Annotated in this window: 20 protein-coding genes; 17 read left to right on the plus strand and 3 right to left on the minus strand. The window is 66.4% G+C overall.

Annotated elements, in window-relative coordinates:
- The 9 genes from JSV65_00130 to JSV65_00170 all read left to right on the plus strand — a co-directional run.
- The coding region (locus JSV65_00130; GenBank protein UCH34796.1) for a helix-turn-helix transcriptional regulator at window positions 1–276 on the plus strand (276 nt) is incomplete at its 5' end.
- A gap of 65 nt (window positions 277–341) precedes the next feature.
- Window positions 342–2273: a heparinase II/III family protein gene (locus JSV65_00135; GenBank protein UCH34797.1), complete on the plus strand. Its 1932-nt coding sequence runs from the start codon at window positions 342–344 to the stop codon at window positions 2271–2273.
- Window positions 2274–3015: 742 nt separating this feature from the next.
- Entirely contained in the window at window positions 3016–3585 is a 570-nt protein-coding gene (locus JSV65_00140) for a hypothetical protein (protein ID UCH34798.1), read from the plus strand.
- Window positions 3582–4196 carry a type II secretion system protein gene (locus tag JSV65_00145; protein UCH34799.1) on the plus strand — a complete coding sequence of 205 codons (615 nt, stop codon included), beginning with the start codon at window positions 3582–3584 and terminating at the stop codon, window positions 4194–4196. The genes JSV65_00140 and JSV65_00145 overlap by 4 nt, the downstream gene beginning before the upstream one ends.
- Window positions 4197–4245: 49 nt before the next feature.
- Window positions 4246–4467, plus strand: a complete 222-nt coding sequence (locus tag JSV65_00150; protein UCH34800.1) for a hypothetical protein — start codon at window positions 4246–4248, stop codon at window positions 4465–4467.
- Window positions 4464–4997: a hypothetical protein gene (locus tag JSV65_00155; protein UCH34801.1), complete on the plus strand. Its 534-nt coding sequence runs from the start codon at window positions 4464–4466 to the stop codon at window positions 4995–4997. The genes JSV65_00150 and JSV65_00155 overlap by 4 nt, the downstream gene beginning before the upstream one ends.
- A gap of 26 nt (window positions 4998–5023) precedes the next feature.
- Window positions 5024–5620: a prepilin-type N-terminal cleavage/methylation domain-containing protein gene (locus JSV65_00160; GenBank protein ID UCH34802.1), complete on the plus strand. Its 597-nt coding sequence runs from the start codon at window positions 5024–5026 to the stop codon at window positions 5618–5620.
- Window positions 5621–5859: 239 nt separating this feature from the next.
- Entirely contained in the window at window positions 5860–7599 is a 1740-nt protein-coding gene (locus JSV65_00165) for a proline--tRNA ligase (protein UCH34803.1), read from the plus strand.
- Between the two features lie 33 nt (window positions 7600–7632).
- Window positions 7633–8286, plus strand: a complete 654-nt coding sequence (locus tag JSV65_00170) for an MgtC/SapB family protein (protein UCH36659.1) — start codon at window positions 7633–7635, stop codon at window positions 8284–8286.
- A 66-nt stretch (window positions 8287–8352) separates the two neighbouring features.
- Here JSV65_00170 and JSV65_00175 read toward each other — a convergent pair whose 3' ends face one another.
- Window positions 8353–9285 carry a hexose kinase gene (locus JSV65_00175; protein UCH34804.1) on the minus strand — a complete coding sequence of 311 codons (933 nt, stop codon included), beginning with the start codon at window positions 9283–9285 and terminating at the stop codon, window positions 8353–8355.
- 228 nt (window positions 9286–9513) lie between these two features.
- Here JSV65_00175 and JSV65_00180 point away from each other — a divergent pair, with 228 nt between their 5' ends.
- The 4 genes from JSV65_00180 (at window position 9514) to JSV65_00195 (ending at window position 13309) form a co-directional block, all read left to right on the plus strand.
- Window positions 9514–10224 (plus strand): hypothetical protein, encoded by a 711-nt coding sequence (locus JSV65_00180; protein UCH34805.1) that lies wholly within the window; start codon window positions 9514–9516, stop codon window positions 10222–10224.
- A 487-nt stretch (window positions 10225–10711) separates the two neighbouring features.
- A complete protein-coding gene (locus JSV65_00185) occupies window positions 10712–11197 on the plus strand; it encodes a prepilin-type N-terminal cleavage/methylation domain-containing protein (protein UCH34806.1) in 486 nt (161 codons plus the stop codon).
- Window positions 11198–11246: 49 nt separating this feature from the next.
- Window positions 11247–12341: an amidohydrolase gene (locus JSV65_00190; GenBank protein ID UCH34807.1), complete on the plus strand. Its 1095-nt coding sequence runs from the start codon at window positions 11247–11249 to the stop codon at window positions 12339–12341.
- Entirely contained in the window at window positions 12338–13309 is a 972-nt protein-coding gene (locus JSV65_00195; protein UCH34808.1) for a hypothetical protein, read from the plus strand. The genes JSV65_00190 and JSV65_00195 overlap by 4 nt, the downstream gene beginning before the upstream one ends.
- 43 nt (window positions 13310–13352) lie before the next feature.
- On the opposite strand, the gene JSV65_00200 is transcribed toward JSV65_00195, so the two are convergent.
- Together JSV65_00200 and JSV65_00205 are read right to left on the minus strand one after the other, a co-directional pair.
- Complete coding sequence (locus JSV65_00200; protein UCH34809.1) at window positions 13353–13976, minus strand: hypothetical protein; 624 nt, start codon at window positions 13974–13976, stop codon at window positions 13353–13355.
- A 240-nt stretch (window positions 13977–14216) separates the two neighbouring features.
- The gene (locus JSV65_00205; protein ID UCH34810.1) at window positions 14217–15452 is read right to left on the minus strand and encodes an extracellular solute-binding protein; all 1236 of its coding nucleotides are present in this window, start codon (window positions 15450–15452) and stop codon (window positions 14217–14219) included.
- A gap of 183 nt (window positions 15453–15635) precedes the next feature.
- Here JSV65_00205 and JSV65_00210 point away from each other — a divergent pair, with 183 nt between their 5' ends.
- From JSV65_00210 to JSV65_00225, 4 genes are all read left to right on the plus strand, one after another.
- Window positions 15636–16193: a sigma-70 family RNA polymerase sigma factor gene (locus tag JSV65_00210; protein UCH34811.1), complete on the plus strand. Its 558-nt coding sequence runs from the start codon at window positions 15636–15638 to the stop codon at window positions 16191–16193.
- Window positions 16190–16699 (plus strand): zf-HC2 domain-containing protein, encoded by a 510-nt coding sequence (locus tag JSV65_00215; GenBank protein UCH34812.1) that lies wholly within the window; start codon window positions 16190–16192, stop codon window positions 16697–16699. Before JSV65_00210 ends, JSV65_00215 begins: the two co-directional genes overlap by 4 nt.
- Before the next feature lies 1 nt (window position 16700).
- The gene (locus JSV65_00220; protein UCH34813.1) at window positions 16701–18413 is read left to right on the plus strand and encodes a hypothetical protein; all 1713 of its coding nucleotides are present in this window, start codon (window positions 16701–16703) and stop codon (window positions 18411–18413) included.
- Window positions 18414–18624: 211 nt separating this feature from the next.
- A partial coding sequence (locus tag JSV65_00225) for a hypothetical protein (GenBank protein UCH34814.1) occupies window positions 18625–18885 on the plus strand: 261 nt, incomplete at its 3' end.

An 18885-nucleotide genomic window follows, 5' to 3' on the forward strand; every position in this document is an offset into this window, starting at 1 on the left:
CCACCGCGCAAACCGGCGGAACTCGCGCGCCATCTGCATCTAACGGAGGCCGCGATCAGCGGCTGGCTTCACGCGACGCGACGCATCAGCGTTCCCGACCTGCATCGGGTCGCCGAGTACACCGGTCAGACGCTGTGGTCGCTGATGGGGGTCCAGATCGACCTGTCCGACGGTCTGGAAGTGATGAAATCAGACACGTCCCTACCGCACAAAGCAAGGACGGTTCTCATAGAACTATATCAGATGCTTCGCGAGCGACCGGCGCCTACCGATTAGGCCCCCTAGGCAAGTCTCCAATACGCAAGCCCCGCTTTCCGTTCACCTTCGGCAAACTCAAGAAGATGGTGGACTACTACCTTGACATCACCGTCGCGGGGGAGTACGTCCCGAGCATCGGCGACATCAACGGCACGACGAATCCGCAGGCGAAGCTCTGGAACGCAGGCATCTTCCGTCGCGCGTTCGACGTCTACCGCGACCCGCGCCACGCGCGTGCTCTTATCCAGCTCGGCACAGCCCCAAAGGAATTGTATCCCGACGCGAGCGACGAGGAGCTGCAGCGCATCGAAGCCGACGCCGCGGATCTCGGCCTGGAAACACGCAGCCTCGGCGGCTACGGCCTGGCGGTGCTGGAATCGGGGGAGGGCGACAATCGCCGCGCCGCCGCGATGTACTACGGCTCCCAGGGCGCGTGGCACGGCCACAAGGACCGCCTCAACATCGAGTATATCGCCCGCGACCGCACGTACATGATGGAAATGGGCTACCCCGCCCACTGGGGCGATAAGGCCTACGAGTGGACGATGGGCACGGCCAGCCATTACGTCGTTCTCGTGAACGAAGAGGGCCATCATGGCAAGCCTGCCGGCAAGTTGCACGCCCTCGCCGATTCGCCGATGGTGAAACTGATGGACGCCTCGGCCGAGCGCGTCTATCCCGGCACGGCCTCCCTGTATCGCCGCGCGGTGGCGATGATTGACGTCGGCCCGCGCGACTCTTACCTCGTGGACATCTTCCGCGTGCGCGGCGGCAGCCAGCACGATTACAGCTTCCACGGCCTGCCCGACGGCGAAATGTCGCTCGACGGCGTGGCGCTGGACGATCCTCACCCCGGCACCGTGGCGGGCGACGACTTGCCCTTCGGCGGGCAGCCCGAGGACTACCAGGGCAGCGGCTACCAGTATCTCTTCAACGCGCGGTACGGCAAACCGGAGGGCGCATGGCGGGCGGCGTGGGAGCAAGCCGACGGTAACGGCATGCGGCTGTGGATGCTCGACGGCGCGTGTCAGGAGCTTGTGGTCGCCGACTGCGAGCCGGAGTTGAAGCCGAACGCCCCGAAGGAGATCAAGTACCTGCTCGCGCGCAACCGGGGCGAGAATCTCAACAGCGCGTTCGCCGGGGTCATCGAGCCGTATCTCCGGCGGCCATTGCTCGACTCAGTCGAACGCCTGTGGGTGACGAAATGCGATGCGCCCGCGGACGTCGTTGCCCTCCGCGTAAAGCTCGGCCGACGCACCGACGAAATCGTGAGTTCCCTCAGCGAGAGACCGTGCGAGTTGGAGAGCGGTCTGCGCGCCAACGCCGAGTTCGCGGCCGTGAGCTTCGACCACGCCGGACTGCTTTTCGCGGTGCTGGTCAACGGGCGTTCGCTCTCACACCAGGGAGTTGAGATCACGTGCGGCGGCCCGATCGACCGGCGCATTGCCGCGATAGACTACGATCGCAACGAGATCGCTCTGGACGGGCCGCTGCCGGCGCACGCGGCCCTCGTCAACAGCGTTGTGATAATCGGCGACGCCAACCGCAGCACGAACTACACCGTTCGCTCCGTGCGCCGCGAGAGCGGTTGGGCGATGCTTGGCTTCGGCGACGTGTCGCCGGTCATCGGCATCGGCGTCGTCGGCGAGATCCGAGCGCGCCAAGGCACGGTGGCGACTCCGACTAGCCTCTGGGGCTACGGCGGCAAGTTCAAGGCGCTCTCCATGCCCGGCATGGCGCTGCTCAACGAAGCGAAGACGGAGGCGTTTCCCATCACCGCGCATGAGGGCGGCACGTTCACCGTCGGGAACCGCCGGCCGCTTGGCGCAGCGATGGCTGATGCCGACGGCGACGGACGGGCCATGTTCCACGTCTGCGACCTTAAGGTCGGCGATGTCGTGCGCATCCCCGCCGTCGTCAGCATCACCCGCACGCGCGTCGGCGAATACGAGGTGCGTTCGACGCTGCCGGCCAGCGTCGCCCTGCCCAACGCGGCAGCCCGCATTCGCCGGTGACCCGCCCGGCCCCGTGCATCATCCGGCCCGCCGGAAGGACATCGGATGAAGGCCTTCGAAAGTCTTGATAAGGGGGGTAGTACACTTCTCGACGGTTACGGCATCAACTCGTGGCCCGCGCGCAGAGAAGTGCGCCGGGCAGCCCGAGGGGTGGGCAGGTGCCGAAGAAGAACGCCAGGTCGCGTAGGAGTGTCACCGCGCCCGGTGGCGCTCCGCGGAAGACGTCGAGTCAGGAACACGGCGCTGCGCGCGCGCCGCAGTTGCGTGCGTGTGATTGCCACGTCTTGAGGATTCCTCTCCCTGCCAGGGAGAGGAGCGAGGAGAGGGTCAAAGGGCATCGCTCCGCCTCTTCACCTCGCAGCGCTCTTCTCCTGCACATCCCCACCAGCCGCCTCGTCGCCATTCCGCCCGCCCTCGCCGACCACCTGACCACGCAATCCCTCTCCCTTTCAGAGCCTGCCCTGAGCCTGTCGAAGGGGAGAGGACGGCCCGGCTATCGCGGGCCGGGTGAGGGTAAGAAGGAGCGGAAACCCGGTTCCACACCGGCGCCCTCCGACGCCGCCGCGCATGCCCTCTCCGAACTCGAATCCCTGCTGTTCCCGCCTTCGCCCGCGCGTCCATCGCAGGCCGAAGCATCCGACGATGTCTGCGCCACCTCCACCGAAACTGCGATTCCGAGTGAGAAGAGGAATCCCGGGCACGCGCAGACCCACGTAGAAGTGCAATCCGTGGAGACCTTGTCGTGACAACGACGGGACCGAGAGTCGGCGCCGGCTACGCGCGCTGGCGTCCACCATCCAAAGTGGCGATGTTCCTGCGACGGTGGTGGTGGGTACTGCCTGTTCTCGCGGCGACTATCGGCTGCAGCGCTATGACCGTTTACACCTGGCGCACCCGGCAGGCGCAGGCCGCCGCAGCGGCCGAGAGTGAGCGAGCTGCGCCCCCGCTGTTCGCGGCTCGAAGGTACGTCCGCGAACGTAAGCCACAGGCAAACGAGGAGGCGGGGGCGTTCATTGCGTCCCTCACCGACGAACAGATACTGGATCTGGCGGCTGGGAGGACGCTCATGGGCAGTGCGCTCACCTTGGAGCAGCGACAGATCTTGCTGCGGCACATCAAGGCGTCGCACACGCTCCCCGATGGTCGGGTGATCGGGGACATCGCGGACATGGAAGTTGACTCGGTGCGTTACTTAATCAGCGACAATCCGCCTGGCCCGACGTTTGTCATACAACGCATCCGGTTAGCCGACGGAAAGCGTGGTACCGGACGATTCACCATACCGGCCGACTGGACGGGGGCATCGCCATGATTCGGAAATCCGACACGCGGCCGGCGCCAGGCACTCCTCCCGAGCGTGCGTATCCCGTCTGCGGGTGGCAAACGCGAGGTTTCACGCTGGCGGAAATCATGGTCGTCCTCGTAATCGTCATCATGCTTGCGGGCATTGTTCTGGTCGTCATGAACCGCGCTCGCGGCAAGGCGCGCCAGTCCGTGTGCGCTTCGAATCTGCACCAGGTCGGTGTCGCCCTGCGGATGTATGCTGAAGACCATGATGGACGCGCATGGCTCTGGGACTCTTGGCAGCCCGAGCCGGGAGCGGTTGTGGACGCCCTGGCGCCATATGTCCGCAACGACAACATATGGTTCTGCCCCTCGGACCGCTGGGCCGGCAAGTGGATTCGAACGGGGGCGCCGTTTGTGCCACACTGGCGAACAAGCTACGTCATCGCTTGGTCAGCTGACAAACTGCTGGAGTGGCCGAACGAGCCGGTGGCGAGGGATGCACTGTTCGCGGGGCGTGGGTCACTCTGGCACTTGGGCGGCTTCAACGAACTGTACGGGGACGGGCGAGTGCAGTGGCGACGAAGCCTGGATCCCAACGCCGTCCCATTGGCGCCTGAGCCGTGGCCGCCGTCATGAGTCGCGCCGGGGCCGAGATGCCGTCCGCGCCCGCTGGCCGCTCGCCGCTGTGACAATCTACGATTCCGGCTTTGGCTCCCGGGCGCTAATCTCGGAATCCGAGGCAGCCGACAACTGGCCACAGGCCCTGTGGTACGCGGGCGACGAGCGGCTAGACAACGACGCGCCGCTTGGGCGCTACGTCCTGTGGGCGGTCGCGTTGGACGAAAGAGGCGTCCTGGCGCGCGCGCAGACGCATATCGAGGTCAAGGAGAAAACATCATCACCATGACGAGGTCGGGACCCAAACTCGGCTCGGGTTACGCGCACCGGCGAGCCCCCTCGAAAGCTGCGGTCTTTGTGCGCCGCTGGTGGTGGGCGGGAGCAGTTCTGATTGTCGTTGGAGGCGCAACCTACGCATCCGTCTGGAAGGTACAGCAGGCGCGGGGCGAGGCCGCCGCGGAAGCCTTAGCCAAGCAATACGGCCCGCAGTTGTACGCCGCGCGTGAATGCGCCCGCACGTACGTGGCCAAGGAGTACCAGGAGATGGTCAACTTCACTGCGTCGTTGACCGATGGGCAAATCGAGGCTCTCGCGCGGGGCAAGGAGCTATCCGTCAACGCGCTGTCGGCCGCACAGCAACGCAACATCGAGATCTACACGCCCCGCGGCCCGACTCTCAGACTGCACGGACTCCGCTATATGGAGAGGCGGGAGTTGGGAGCGGTATTCCAGATCGTACGGATCAGGACAAGCGACGGGAGCCTCGTGGCCAACCACTTGCACGGCCTTCCCCTCCCCTGGATATTGAAAAGGAGTTGACGACGATTACAGGCCACGAGACAGCGATGCGTTCGGTTGAGGCGAGGCGAAAGGCGGCGCGCGCGGCGCTGCCGCCTGACGGGTTCACGGTTATCGAGTTAGCCGTGTGTATCGTAGTTGTGCTGACCCTGGCGGCACTGATCTTGGCGGCGGTGAACCGGGCTCGCGGCAAAGCGAGGCAGTCGGCCTGCGCCTCCAACCTTCACCAGATTGTAACGGCGCTGGCGATGTATGCGGAGGATCATGGGGGAAAGGGCTGGTTCGGGGCGTCGGAGTGGGGATACGAGTTCTATCCGTCCTCCCGGCCGGGCGTCGTCGAAGCCCTTGCGCCCTATATCCCCAGCAAAGGGGTGTGGTTTTGCCCCTCCGATCCCTGGGCGGGCAAGAACCTGGTTAGCGGAACGCCATGGGTGTACCACGCAAGAATGAGTTATGCGGTTACCTTTAACGCTATCTACATATTGGAGGACGTGGAGAACGAGATGGCGTTCGATGCAGTGACGCGCGGCCGACACATGTGGCACTTCGGGGGCTACAACATTGCGTATGGTGACGGCCGCGTGAAATGGCAGAAAGGTGACCCAAACGGGCCGCCGATAGGAGTTGATCCCTGGCCGCCATAGGTGAAGCTGTAACATCGCTCCAGGAGCGATCGGGCCCGACGGCGGGATTCGAAGGCTGTCTGCCGATTCCGGCGCTGATGCGAAGATGCTGCAAGTGACTCGCGGACTACCGCCCTAAGCCGTGCGCGCGTTGCCCGCCTGCGGCATGTGTGCTATGATAGGCGGCGCGCGCCTTGCGGGCGCATGGCGATGTGCCCTCACAGGGGTCGGCGCGCACAGCCCTTACGGGAGGTCCTTCTTTGCGCGCGTCGGAGTTGTTCTTTCCAACCCTGAGAGAGGTGCCGGCCGAAGCCGAGCTGCCGAGCCACCGCTTGCTTCTCCGCGGCGGGTTCATACGCAAGCTGGTCGCCGGCGTGTACACGTACCTGCCCCTCGGCTGGCGCGTTCTGCGCAAGGTCGAGGCCATCGTGCGCGAAGAGATGGACGCGACGGGCGCGCAGGAGCTGCTCCTGCCCGCGCTGCACCCCGAGGAGTTGTGGGCGCAGACCGGCCGCGCGTCACGCGAAGACCTCATGCGCTTCACCGATCGCGGCGAGCGCTCGTTCATCCTCGGGCCGACCCACGAGGAGGTCATCACCGAAACCGTCCGCCAGGAGGTCAGTTCCTACCGCGACCTGCCGGTGGTGCTGTACCAGATTCAGACCAAGTTTCGCGACGAGCCGCGCCCCCGCGGAGGCCTCATCCGCGCGCGCGAATTCATCATGAAGGACGCCTACAGCTTCGATCGCGACGAAGCGGGCATGAACGCGGTGTACGACCGCATGGAGGTGGCCTACGAGCGCATCTTCCGCCGCTGCGGGCTGGAGTTCACGAAGGTCGAGGCGGCGGCGGCCGCGATGGGCGGCACCGAGGCGAAAGAATTCATGATGCTCGCCCCGAGCGGCGAGGACTCCGTGTTCACGTGCCCGGCGTGCGGCTACGCCGCCAGCGGCGACATGGCGGAATACGCGCCGCCGGACGACGCCCCGGTAGGGGCACAGCATGCTGTGCCCTCGCAATCCTCGTCCGACGAGCAGTTGCAGCCGGTCGAGAAAGTCGCCACCCCGGGCATGAAGACCGTGGAGCAGGTCACCGCTTTCCTCGGCGTCGAGAGTTCCCGCCTCATCAAGACCCTGATCTACCGCGCCGATGGCAAGCCCGTGGCCGCTCTCGTGCGCGGCGACCGCGAGCTGAACGAGGAAAAGCTCGCGCACACGCTTGGGACGAGCAAGCTCGAGATCGCCGATGCCGCGCTGGTTCAAGAGGTCACGCGCGCGGCGGTCGGTTTCGCCGGGCCGATGGGCCTGAGGGATGTTCGCATCGTCGCCGACCACGAGCTGCGTGTCGGCGCGAACTACGTCACCGGCGCCAATGAGGACGACGCCCACCTGCTCAACGTCAACCCCGGTCGCGATTTCGAGGTTGGCCAATGGGCGAGCCTGCGGCTCGTGACCGGCGGCGACCCGTGTCCGCACTGCCGCGCGCCGCTCGAGGAGCATCGCGCAATCGAACTGGGTCACATCTTCAAGCTCGGCACCTTCTACAGCGATGCCTTGGGCGGGCATTATCGCGACGAGGACGGCTCGTCTCGCCTCATCATCATGGGCTGCTACGGCATCGGGGTGAGCCGCATCATCGCCGCCGCGGTCGAGCAGGGCCACGACGACAACGGCATCATCTGGCCGCTTGCCATCGCGCCCTACCACTGCGCCGTGACAATCGTCACCATGAAGGAACAGCCGCAGATCGAGTTGGGCGAACGGGTCTATCAGGGGTTGAGCGACGCGGGCGTCGAGGTCGTACTCGACGACCGGCCGGAAAGCCCGGGCGTCAAATTCAAGGACATGGATCTGATCGGGATCCCTCTCCAGGTCGTCGCCGGCAAGCGGGCGGGGGAGGGGTTGGCGGAAGTGCGGCGGCGCGGGCTGAAGGGGTCCGAATTCATGCAGGCGAATGACGTGGTGGCGTGGGTGACGGAGCAACTCGCAGGCGACGGATGACATCACATGACACCTCAGATGCCGACTGATGTCCTGGGCGTCGGATACGTGCTGCTGAAGCTCGTCCTGGCGGTGATTCTGGGCGGCGCCGTCGGATGGGAGCGCGAAACGCTCGACCGCCCGGCGGGATTCAGGACGCATGTCTTGGTCTGCGTCGGTTCAACCGTGTACATGCTGGTATCGGCGTCTTTCTGGGGTCCCCGCGCCGATCCGGGGCGTATCGCCGCGCAGGTGGCGAGCGGCATGGGTTTCCTCGGCGCGGGCACGATCCTGCGTCACGGCAGCGTGGTGCGGGGACTGACCACCGCCGCAAGCCTCTGGACCGTCGCGGCGATCGGCCTGTGCATCGGTCGCGGGGAGATGTACCTTGTCGTCGCGGTGCTGGCGGCGGCCGTGGTGCTGCTCACCCTGACCATGCTCGGGCGCGTCGAGAAGATCATCGTCACCAAGCGGCAGTATCGCCTCGCCATGCTCCGCGCTCCGCAGGTGCGGCGCTTCCTGCCCCAGGCGAAAGAGATCCTCGACGGCGTCGGCGCGCGGATCCAGTCGGTCGAGGTCGTCCCGAGCGTCGAGGAAGGCCTCCAGGATATGCGCATCATCGTGCGCCTGCCCCCTGGCGTCACGACCGAGCAGATCACCCTGCATCTGATGTCCCTGGAGGGCCTCACCGCGATTCAGTGGGAATAGGCCGATGTCCCCCGCGCCGCACTCGCCGCGACAGATGAACCAAGCGTCGCGGACTCGGGTTGCGACCTAAGGCTCTCGCAGCGTGACCCCCGGAATGAGGGCCTCTACCTCCGCCCGTGAGGGGCTCGCGGCATCCCAGACCGCGGCATTGGCCGCCCCCGCGGCAATCGCGAGCCTGATGGTTCGCTCCGCCTCCCAGCCCCACAGCAGGCCGCAGGCGAACCCGGCGACCAGGCAATCTCCCGAGCCGACGGGGTTCACCTCTTCCACCTGCGGCGGCTGCGCATGCCAGCGCCGTCCGTTCCAGTCAACCAGCGCGCCCGCCTTGCCCAGTGACAGGGCGACTAGCTCGATGCCGAGTTCGCGGTAGCAGCCGATCGCCTGCCACCGGTCATCGTCGCCCGCCAGAGATCGCCCGAGCAGTTGCTCGGTCTCCACGACGTTGGGCTTGACCATGAACGGCGTCGCCTCCACGCCGAGGCGCAGCGCCTCGCCGCGCGAATCGAGAATGGTGCGAATGCCGCGTTGCTTCGCTTCGAGTATCATCCGGCGATAGGCGTCATCCAGGATGCGATCGGGCACGCTGCCGCCGAAGCAGACGATCTCAATATCCTCGAGCGCGGCGGCGTACTGCTCCATAAGCTCGGCAGCTTCGGCCTCCGTGATGCGTGGGTTGGGCTCGACGTAAGCAGTCGCGCGCTTGCGGTCGCGCTCGTAAACGGTCACGATGCTGCGCGTGGGCGCTGCGGTCCAGACGACAACTGGCTCGATCCCGTCGTGGGTTCGGATCAGCCGTTCGATGAGTTTGCCCGATTCCCCGCCGAGAAGGACGAGCGACTTGACCGGCGCGCCGAGATGCTTTGCCATGCGCGCGACATTGGTCGCTTTCCCCCCGGCGACGTCGTGCGCCTCGACGCCGGTATTGAAGGCGCCGAGCGCCAGGCTGTCGAGCGCAATCGCCTTATCCACGCATGGATTGAGCGTGACGGTGAGTATCATGGCGGTATGGTCTTTGCCGTCGGGTCGTCGCCGTCCTGCTGCAACCGCAGCGGCGCCGCGCACGCACGGCGTGTGTGCTCATCTCGCGAGCGCTCGACTCGCGCGCGCAAATACTGAGATTCGGGCCCGGGAGCCGGCAGGTAGGCAGTTGCCAGGCGTGGAAGAGCACACGACTAGTCGCCTGCGCGACCTCAACGGGCGACGAGCACAACAAGGGAGGGTGGAGTGATGAAAAGGACTGCAGCAGTCATTCTAGCGGTGGCGGCTCTGGCGCTATGGGCGGGCGCCGTCATGGCGGGCGACATCGTGACCATGCCCACCGCAAACCAGGTCGGTGCCGGCGACGTGGACCTGGCCCAGTACTACATTGGCTACGATTATCCGCCCGGGTGGCCCGACCACGTGTACTTCACGACGATGTATGTCGGGGTCACGGATCGGCTCGAGATCGACGCCATCTACGCCGACCCGGACGGCGGGCCCGGCCGGACCATCTGGAACGCCACTCTGCTCGTGCTGAGCGAGCGCAACGGCGATGAGGCGGATGTCGTCGTTGGCGTGCGCGACATGAGCGATACCCTGAACAAGATGTTCCCGCCGGGCAACGGCTTCGAGCCGGGCGCGTTCGTCGCCGCGGCGAAGACGCTCAACCCGCCGGCGGGCCCTCCCACGCCTGCCGACTGCCCGATCTGGCGGCTCCACCTCGGCGTGGGTCAGGAACTCGGTCTGGCGACGGATCCGAACGACATGAACGGCAGCGGCCTCTTCGGCGGCGTGCAGGCTCTGGTCACGCCCCAGGTGGGCGCGGTTGCCCTGTGGGACAGCACCGACCACATCGTCGGGCTCACCTACACCCCTGATCCGAAGGGACCGACCTACAAGGGTGGCGTGTTCGGCGACCACTGGTGGATCGGTATTAACTACACCTTCCAGCACTGAGGATGCGCAATTCGGCCCGGTCGCGCCAACGGCGCGACCGGGCCCAAGCAGTATCCTAACTGCGATTCGACAGGGCGTCGCCAGCCGGGCGTGGCCCTCGTGTGCGTCCGGCCGGACGCACGTTTGAAAACCCCGTCGCGGCCTCGCGAGGCGTAGCATCGCTTGGGCAGGGGGGCTGGATTGCCACTGTGCTCCCTCGGCCGCGCGGCGTTCGGCGGCGCCTGCTGCCACGGTCGTTCCGCTTTCCCGTCTGTCCAACACACGCCAAGTTCAGTCATGGCGCGCGTGCGGTACCCGCGGGCCGGCAGACGGAGGAAGCATGCCTGACGGGGTCCCTTTACGATGGAAGTGGCGCCAGGCCGGCGCTCGTGGTCAGCGAGCCCTTTACCAGAGGAGTCCGGGCTTTCTCAGAAATAGGCGAAACTCTTTGGGTGATAATCGGCCTTTTTCTGGTATATAGACAGGGATAGCCATGAGGAACTCCAGCATGACTGCGTCGCCAGGACGAGGAGGGGAACGTGCGTTCCGGGCGAAGCCGCGGCGACGGCTGCACCAGGGATTCACGCTCATCGAGCTGCTTATTCTGATCATCGTCATCGCCATCATTGCGCTGATCGTGATCCCCCAGATACTGGCTGCCGCGCGGCGCTCCAACGAGACCGCCCTGCGCGCCGACTTGCGCAACTTCCGGGTCGCCATTGAGCGTTTCTACGCCGACTGCGGCGGCTACCCGCCGCGCCTCGACGACGTCATGGCATGGAGCGGCGACCACGTCAGCGCCGTGACCGACGGCACCGGCCGCGAACTCGACCTCGAGGCGTATCAGGGTCCGTATCTGCGCACGGGCGACATGCTGCTCTCGTTTGACCCCTTTACCGATCTCCGCGACTGGCAGTATAATAGCGCCACGGGAGAGGTGCACTCGAACTGCGACGTGACCGGTACCAACGGCACGCCTTACTCCTCGTGGTGATATGCGGTCCCGAATCCCCCCTCAACTGTCGTTGATAGCGGGAGCGATCTTGCTGTTCCTGGTGCCGCCCGCGCTGTCGGCAGCGACCGCGACCGAGCCGACTGAAGCGGAGGCCCCTCTGCCGCATTTCTCGCCGGGCGAGGCATTGGCCCATTACGGGCGATACGTCGCCGATCGCTTCACTGCCATGGCGCTCCGCGCCGATGAGTCCGCGTATCCCTATTCCTTGCCCAAGATCAGCATGCACGAGCACTACCGCGTCGGCGGCAACATAGACGCGCTGCTCGCGGTCATGGACGAGCTTAACATCCGCAAGATGATCCTCGTCCCCACGGGAAGCCCTCCCGACAACGGCAAGTACCGCGAGCACATGGCCGCGCTTCTCGATATCCAGCGGCGGCACCCCGACCGCATTGTCGCCTTCGCCACAGTGGACGAGTCCGACCCCGAGGCGCCGCGCATCCTGAGGCAAGCGATCGCGGACGGGGCCAAAGGCCTCAAGCTCATCGGCGGCCACCCCGACTTCTACGATGCGCCGCTCGACAGCGCGCTGATGCACGAACTCATGGCGGTATGCCGCGACGCGGGCCTGCCGGTGCTGATACACGTCAGCATGGCCGCATACCCCGAGATGCAGGAGCAGTTCGAGCGTCTGGTGGCCGATTTCCCGGAGGTCACCTTCATTGCCGCCCATTACTGCAAGCACGCGCCTCGTCTCGGTCCCGCCCGCGAGTTGCTCGACCGGCACCCTAATCTCTATACCGACCTGAGCATGGGCGGCGGCGTCTCGCGTTACTTGCGCCAGATTGACGCGGATCCGCAGCAATTCCGCCGCTTCGTCATGGACTATCAGGACCGCGTCATGTGGGGCAGCGACATCATTCTCGATGAGGGCAAGGGCGAGTCCTTCGTGCGCTCGCGCGTCAGCGAGGACCTGCATCTGTTCCGTCGGCGTATCCACGCCTCGCGGTGGGCGGACTACGAGGTGCCGCTCCATGGCCTCGAACTGCCGGAGCAGGTGCTGCGCAAGATCTACTGGGACAACCCGTGGCGAATCCTCGGCGAGCGCGTCCTCGGCTCACGGGCTGAAGCCGAAGCTGCGGCAGCAGGCTTCGGGGCGCCGGCCGGGGAGGGCGGCCAATGATCGGGCGGCTGCTCGCGAGTCTCGTGCTGGCGGCGTCGCTCCTGTCCTCGGCAGTCGGCGCAAACAAGGTGATGCTGCGCTGGCCGGCGCCGGAGACGCCCCTTCAATACGACGCCGAGTTCGCTCTCTCCGGGAGTCTGCGCGTCGCCCCGGGCGCTGAGGTCGCCCATCCATACGTCGGTGAGACCGATATACGCGCCGGTGGCACCGCTCGTCTGAGCGTGGAATTCGGAGGCGATGCGGCCGATCGTGCGTCTGTGACCTTTGTCTTACGCTCGGCTGAAGCTTTCGTTCAGGCGTTCAATAGCCGTCTCGACCTGAAGCTCACGAGCGACGAGAACGGCGCGACTGCGACCGTGTCCGTCAACGACGTTCAGCTCAGCTCGGAACGCCTGGATCGCGTGCCGCGCTGGCAGCCGCCGAGCGCCACGGCAGGAGATACCGGCGCCTCCGCCGGTGTCGAGGCTGTGCGCGTCCTTCAGTTGATCCTGTGGGATGCTCTGGTCGCAGTTGGCGATCTGCCCGATGTCCCCGTCGCGCCAGGCGAGGAATGGACGCGGGCTCTCGTGTTGCCGAGTGCCGGGGCTGCCGCGAGCATCGCGCCGCTGATTGACGCCTCAGTTACGCATCGGCTGGCGGTGGTTGACGAGACGGCAGGCTCGGCCACCGTGGAGTTCAGCGGCGAGTTCTCGCCGGTTCCGGGACGGGCCGCGTTCCGGATGCCGCTGACCGTGCCGTCGGGTGCGGCGCCGCTTGAGGTCAGCGTCGAATTAGAGCACGCCGGGGGTAAGGCATCGGGTTCGATGGCGATCCCCCTGCAGGATGGCTTTCCGCTGGCGGCGCGCGGCGTGGTGGACGTGAAGTTGCGCGCATGGCTCAGATCCGACGATCCGGACTGGCAGGGGCGCGCAGTGGCCGTCGAAGCCGAGGGCCGGCTGAACTACGCCGTGCGGCGCAGTGGGGAGTGACGGTCAACGGCGGGCATCCTGCCGCGTCGGCAGGCAGCGTGGATCAACCGCGAGCTGAGGCCCCAGGTTCGCGGGCGCGCGGTTTGATGTTTAACTCGGCCAACTTCGCGCGGATCTGCTCTTCGGTGGCGTTCCCCTCGTAGCGCGACAGCTCGGGATGAGCGGCGCCGCGCACGATCATATCACCCGGGCGGCTCGCCGCCTCACCCCGCGGCGGCAAGTCCCGACGTTCCGCGCCGTAGATGAGCACCGTTGGGAAAGACTCGATGTTTCGCCGGACAACCGAGGCGGGTGCGGCCTCCTGTGTCAGCTCCATGACCGCCATCACGCCCGCATACTCTGCGGCTAACTCGGCAAACATCTCGTGCTGCGCCATCTCTTCCTCCTGGCGCTTCATCTGCTCCGGGCCGCCAACGTGCTCATGCATGTGGCGGTTGAAAAAGGCGAGTATGGGCATATCGAGCCGCATCGCGCGCGGCAAATTGCCTGTGACCTTGCCCTGGCCCGGCTCAGGGGGCGGCCCCTGTTGCGCCAACTGCTCGGCCCGCGCGGCCATCTGCTGCTCCGGGGTCGACGCACGCCGCCACTGCGGCGTGAGCTTCACCGCCAGCAGACTGACGGACACTATCGCAAGCACGACGAGCCAGCCGATGTAAATCCTCTTCACGGATCGCTTCCTTTCGAGACGCAGCGCGAACGCACGCGTCCCGTCATTCGGCATCCTCGCGGCCGATGCGGCACCGGGGATGCCGCTCCGGTATGCTGCTACGGCCTGACGCGTATCCCCGCCTTCCTATTATACTACACGGGGCCACCAGGCGCCCGGCCGGGACAAGCTCCGCCGAGGCACATGGGCTCTCCCCAGCCGCTCCACCGGGGAGCGCCGACGCGCCGGGCCTGGCTGTGGTCATTCGTGCGCTTCGGCATTAGAGGCCAGCGCAGCGATCTCCTCGGCCGCGGCTGCCGGGGTCAGTTCGCCGTTCAGGCATCGAGTCGCTGCTTGTGCGAACCGCAGGACTGTGTCGCGCGCGCGCAGCTCAGGCGGCAGCGGCATGGAACGCGCCGCTGCGCCGATCAACGCTTCCCATTCCGCTCCCTTCAGCTCCGGCCACGCGCTGACCAGCGCGGGCAGCAGCCCGGTGCGCTGCGCCATGGCGATCTGAAAATCCTCGGACACCAGGACCTTCTCGGAGAACTGCCGCGCCGCATCCTTGCGCTTCGCCTTCTTGGGTAGCACGACGCCGTAGACCACGCAGATCGTCCCGTTGTCCGCTGCCGCGGGTGGCAGCATGAGTTGGGCGTTGGCTTCGCCGCGCTCCTCGAACCACGTCCGCTGATTGGCCCATAGCAGCGGCGGGGCAGACTCGTTCGCCCCGGGCGCGCGCGCCCAGCCCTCGGCGATGCCTCTCCGCCACCACGCCAGCGCATCCTCCGCGCGCGCCGTGAGCATTCCCACATTCTGGCTGGTGCCGCTCGCGGCGAGTGCTGTGGCGAGGAGGGTCGCCTCGGCCCACTGCCCGGTCCAATCTGCGGCGAGCGCCGGCTCGCCCGAGGCGCTGAGCTGCGCCGCCAGGGCGGCAAGGTCGGCGAGCGTTGCGGGCTGCGCGACCGCGCTCTGCGAGAAGACCCTCAGCGCACTCAACTCCAGGGCCACGGGCAGCATCTGCTGCGTGTCCTCAACGCGCCCGGCGTCGAGTGAGGCGCTTGACAGGCGTATGTTGCGCTGCGTCAGGAACGTGTCCCACGGCTCAATCATCTCCTCGCGCGACCAGCGTGCGAGGTATTCCTCGGCCCCGATCAGCAGGTCCACCCCTGACTCGCCCTTGCGCCACATCGCTTCGTAGGCATGCATCTTCTCGTCATCCGCCGCGACGAGCACGAGGTCCACGTCTTCGTGGGCCTTGAGGAACGGGCGGGCTCCCTCGCGAATCGCCAGGCGCAGGGACTTGTCGGCGGGGACGACGACGGTTAGCGCTTCCGGCGCCTTCTCCTCCGCGCGCGGCCACAACACGATAAGGCCCACAATGGCCATGATGACGGCCACCAGCCCGACGACGCGCGTTTCGGGCGATAGGCGGGAGAACCAGGAGCGACGCTTGCGCGGGGGCGGTATTCTCTTCTGGCGACCTCGGGAACTGGACATAGGCGTGTGGCGCTGCAATTGGAGGTGTTCTTCTGCGCCGCGGGGTAGGCTTCCTGCACATCGCGGGCAGGCGAATCCCGCAGGGCGACACCGGGCGCTGCTTGAGGCGGGGAATGCGGCTGAGCGCACCGAACTTATTGGGCACGGACCGTGTCAATGGTTGATGGGAGAAGGGCGATCGCATTGACCGTCGCAGCGGCTCGCGAAGAAGCCGTGGGCACTCGTCGCGTGGGCCCGGCCGATCCGGATGCGGGCCTGCTTGCGCGTTGCCGGCGAGGGGATCGCCGCGCGTTCGACGTGCTGCTCGAGCGCCACCGCGCGCGGGTGCTCAACCTGGCCTACCAGATGCTCGGCAGGCCGGATGAGGCTCAGGATGCGGCACAGGAAGCGTTGGTGCGCGCATTTGCCGGTCTGAAGCGGTTCCGGGGCGACGCGCTGTTTGCGACGTGGCTCAAGCGGATAACCATCAACGAGTGCCTCAACCGACTGTCCAGGCGCAAGCCCGAGGTGACGCTGTCGCCGACACTGGCCGGCGGACGGCCGGCGGACGACGGACTTCTGGTGAAAGCAGCGATTGCGAATCTGTCCCCACCGCTGCGCGCGGCCCTCGTGCTGCGTGAGCTGCACGGAGCGTCGTATGAGGAAATCGCCGGCATACTAGACATCCCGGTGGGCACGGTCCGCTCGCGCCTTGCTGCGGCGCGGGAGAAGTTGCGGGAGATGTTGAGCGAGGAAGCATGATGAAGGAAGCATGCGAGCAGATGCGCGAAGCACTGTCTGCGCTGCTGGATGAAGCACTGCCCGATGAAGAGGGCGCGGCGGTGCGCGCTCACGCGGAGAGCTGCGACGCGTGCAAAGCATGGTTGGCCGAAGTGGGCGCGGCGCAGCGGCGACTCGCGGCGCACCCCGGCATCGGGACGCCGCCAGGATTTGACGCGGCAGTGATGTCGCGCGTCACAGCGGGGCCGCTGACGCGGCTCGCGGACGCCCTCGACCGGCTGATCTGCACGCCCACGCGGCAGATCGCGGCGACGGCGGTGGCGACGTTGGTCCTGTCCGCTCTCATCCTCTGGGGGGGCGTGCACGTTGTCCTCGTCGCTGAGCCGGAGGATGCCGGCGCTATGGCAGTCGGCGGAAGCCCGTGGTACGCGGCCGACACGGCCCGATGGGATGCTGCCGAGATGCCACGTCTTCCCCCCGAAGTGCTGGAGCGACGGCTGGAGTCAATCTGGCCGCAGGAGCCATAAGATGCCTGTCCCACGCAGACTGCTCATCGTGCTCGGCGCAACGGCGTTGGCGCTGGTCGTGCTGCTCGCCGCGTCGCGGGAGCTGCGCCTCACAGTCAGAGATCAAATCCGCGTGCTCAACACAGTCCTCAAGGGGGATAGCAGATACCTTCCCGATCTCCCCGACCTGGATCTCGCACGGCTGCCCGGCCCGCCGCTTGCCGACGCGCGCCTCCGCGAGGACTGGCGGTGGCAGATCATAGAAGGCGCGCGCTATCCGGAGCGGGGTGACGAGTTGGAGGTAATCAGGATCCTCGAGCGATCCCTCGAGCGGGCGCCGCGAGATGCGCGCATCGCGATCCGATGTAAGATCGCTACGCTCTGCGCGTGCTTCATGCACCTGCATCGGCCTGAGATGCACCTTGGCTACAGGCATACTAGGCCGTCGCGGGAAGAGCCGCCTAATCTGCTGATGGCGGAGCGGACGATTCGGCATGCCTCGGCGGCCTGGAAAGAAGAGCCCGACAACGCGTTGTACCCGCAGCTTATCGCCGCTGCGTACCTTGCCCAGCGGCGTGACGCTGACGCCCTCGCCATGCTGGAGCGCGCCGGCCGCCTGCCCAGCTGGGACCCCCATGAGCAAGACGTCAGGCCAATCAGGTTCGAGGCCCTCCGTCTTTCCGGCGAAGCGCGAGTGTGGGCGCGTCTCAGGTCGAGCGCGGCGTTCATCTACTATCCCGATTTCGTCACACAGACTGTCGCCCGTACGGCTGCAGGAATCGGGTTCAGCGCGCAGCGGGCGGGCGATCATGCTCTCGCTGCCCGCTGGTACGAGGCCGTCTATCGAATGGAGCCGGTTATTCTGCGAGATGCTTCTCTTGCGAGGGAAGCGAGTGCCGCGGCGCGGATATCGTCATTCGTTGTCGCCCCCATCGCTGACACCGTCGAGATGCGGGAACCCCGGGGGATGCACAGCGTAGGGCGCGACATCCGACGCCTCGCCGGCTTCACGCAGATGTATGCGTACCTTCAACGTTACGGTACGCCGCGCGCGGCCGAGCGGGTGTTGCTCATCACCGCTCGCGATGAGCAGGTAGCGCGGCGCCTCCAGTTCGATTGGGGCGAATGGGAAGACCACGAGTCGAGGAAATGGTTCGGCCTCGCGTGGGGCGGCCAGCTGTGGATGCTCGTCGCTCTGCTCGTATGCGCCGCCGCTGCCGGTCTCACAGCGCTCACCACGAGGGTGGTAAGACGCCTTGCCGGACCGCAAACGACCTTGGATGATCTCGATACGGCTACCAGCCCGACCGCGTCCGTCGTGCGCATCGTGCTCGTCGTTGTGCCGGTCGCGGTGCTGTGTATCGGCCTCCCGTTCCTCGTCTTCTACATGACGCAGGTGTTGCCGAAACTGCACGAGGGCCTGAGCATGAAGCAGATGGCGACGTTCACCGCGATCGTCCTGCTCGCGCTGCTGTTCGGGGTCGCGGGGCTCACAGAAGCCTGGGCCCTGCGTCGGAGACCCTCGGGTGACACCGGCTTCGCGCGACGCTGGCTCATCGCCATGCGCCTGTCGCTGCTGCGCCTGGTCGCCGCGTTCCTTCTCCTCTACGTCATCATGTTCATCCCGGTGAGCGTCTTCGGCGCACGTCTCGAGGCTCGCCTGGCGCATACCGCGCGTGAGGGCGATCTGCGACCGTACTTCAAAGAGGGCATCTTCCTCCGACACCCGTTCTGATGGCGCCGGCTCAACCCACGCCTGCTCTGGGCGCCGCTTCCTGCAAACGTCTGCGTCGGCAGGGGCGCACGCGCTGCACCTGGAAATCGTTCCCCGGTTGCACCGGAATAAGCCACGGCTCATGCGCCGTCATGTGCCCTGGTGCGACGCACGCACCCGCCACGGCGGCGCGGTTGATTGTTGACCGCCCTGCGAGCAGAGAGGTGAAGCTGTGCTGCGAGTTGCCGGGCTTGCGCTGAAAAGCGAGCCGTGGGACAAAGAAGCCAACTGGGCAAAAGCCGAGCGCATGGTGCGCGACGCGGCTGCCGCCGGGGCGGAGCTGGTGTGCGCGCCCGAGGGTTTCCTGGAGGGATATATCGTTCAGGAAAAGGGCCTAACGCGCGCGAAGTACCGCAGCATCGGGGAGTCGGTTCGCCGGGGGCCGTACGTTCGTAAGATGCGCGGCCTGTGTGCGGAACTCCGCGTTGGTCTC

The organism is Armatimonadota bacterium (assembly GCA_020354555.1).
GTDB lineage: Bacteria > Armatimonadota > Hebobacteria.

Bases quoted from the DNA above. Each gene is read 5' to 3' on its own strand.
- JSV65_00155 (UCH34801.1), top strand. From the start codon at position 4,464: ATGACGAGGTCGGGACCCAAACTCGGCTCGGGTTACGCGCACCGGCGA.
- JSV65_00195 (UCH34808.1), top strand. From the start codon at position 12,338: ATGATCGGGCGGCTGCTCGCGAGTCTCGTGCTGGCGGCGTCGCTCCTG.
- JSV65_00185 (UCH34806.1), top strand. From the start codon at position 10,712: ATGACTGCGTCGCCAGGACGAGGAGGGGAACGTGCGTTCCGGGCGAAG.
- JSV65_00145 (UCH34799.1), top strand. From the start codon at position 3,582: ATGATTCGGAAATCCGACACGCGGCCGGCGCCAGGCACTCCTCCCGAG.
- JSV65_00180 (UCH34805.1), top strand. From the start codon at position 9,514: ATGAAAAGGACTGCAGCAGTCATTCTAGCGGTGGCGGCTCTGGCGCTA.
- JSV65_00215 (UCH34812.1), top strand. From the start codon at position 16,190: ATGATGAAGGAAGCATGCGAGCAGATGCGCGAAGCACTGTCTGCGCTG.
- JSV65_00175 (UCH34804.1), bottom strand. From the start codon at position 9,285: ATGATACTCACCGTCACGCTCAATCCATGCGTGGATAAGGCGATTGCG.
- JSV65_00220 (UCH34813.1), top strand. From the start codon at position 16,701: ATGCCTGTCCCACGCAGACTGCTCATCGTGCTCGGCGCAACGGCGTTG.
- JSV65_00205 (UCH34810.1), bottom strand. From the start codon at position 15,452: ATGTCCAGTTCCCGAGGTCGCCAGAAGAGAATACCGCCCCCGCGCAAG.
- JSV65_00160 (UCH34802.1), top strand. From the start codon at position 5,024: ATGCGTTCGGTTGAGGCGAGGCGAAAGGCGGCGCGCGCGGCGCTGCCG.
- JSV65_00135 (UCH34797.1), top strand. From the start codon at position 342: ATGGTGGACTACTACCTTGACATCACCGTCGCGGGGGAGTACGTCCCG.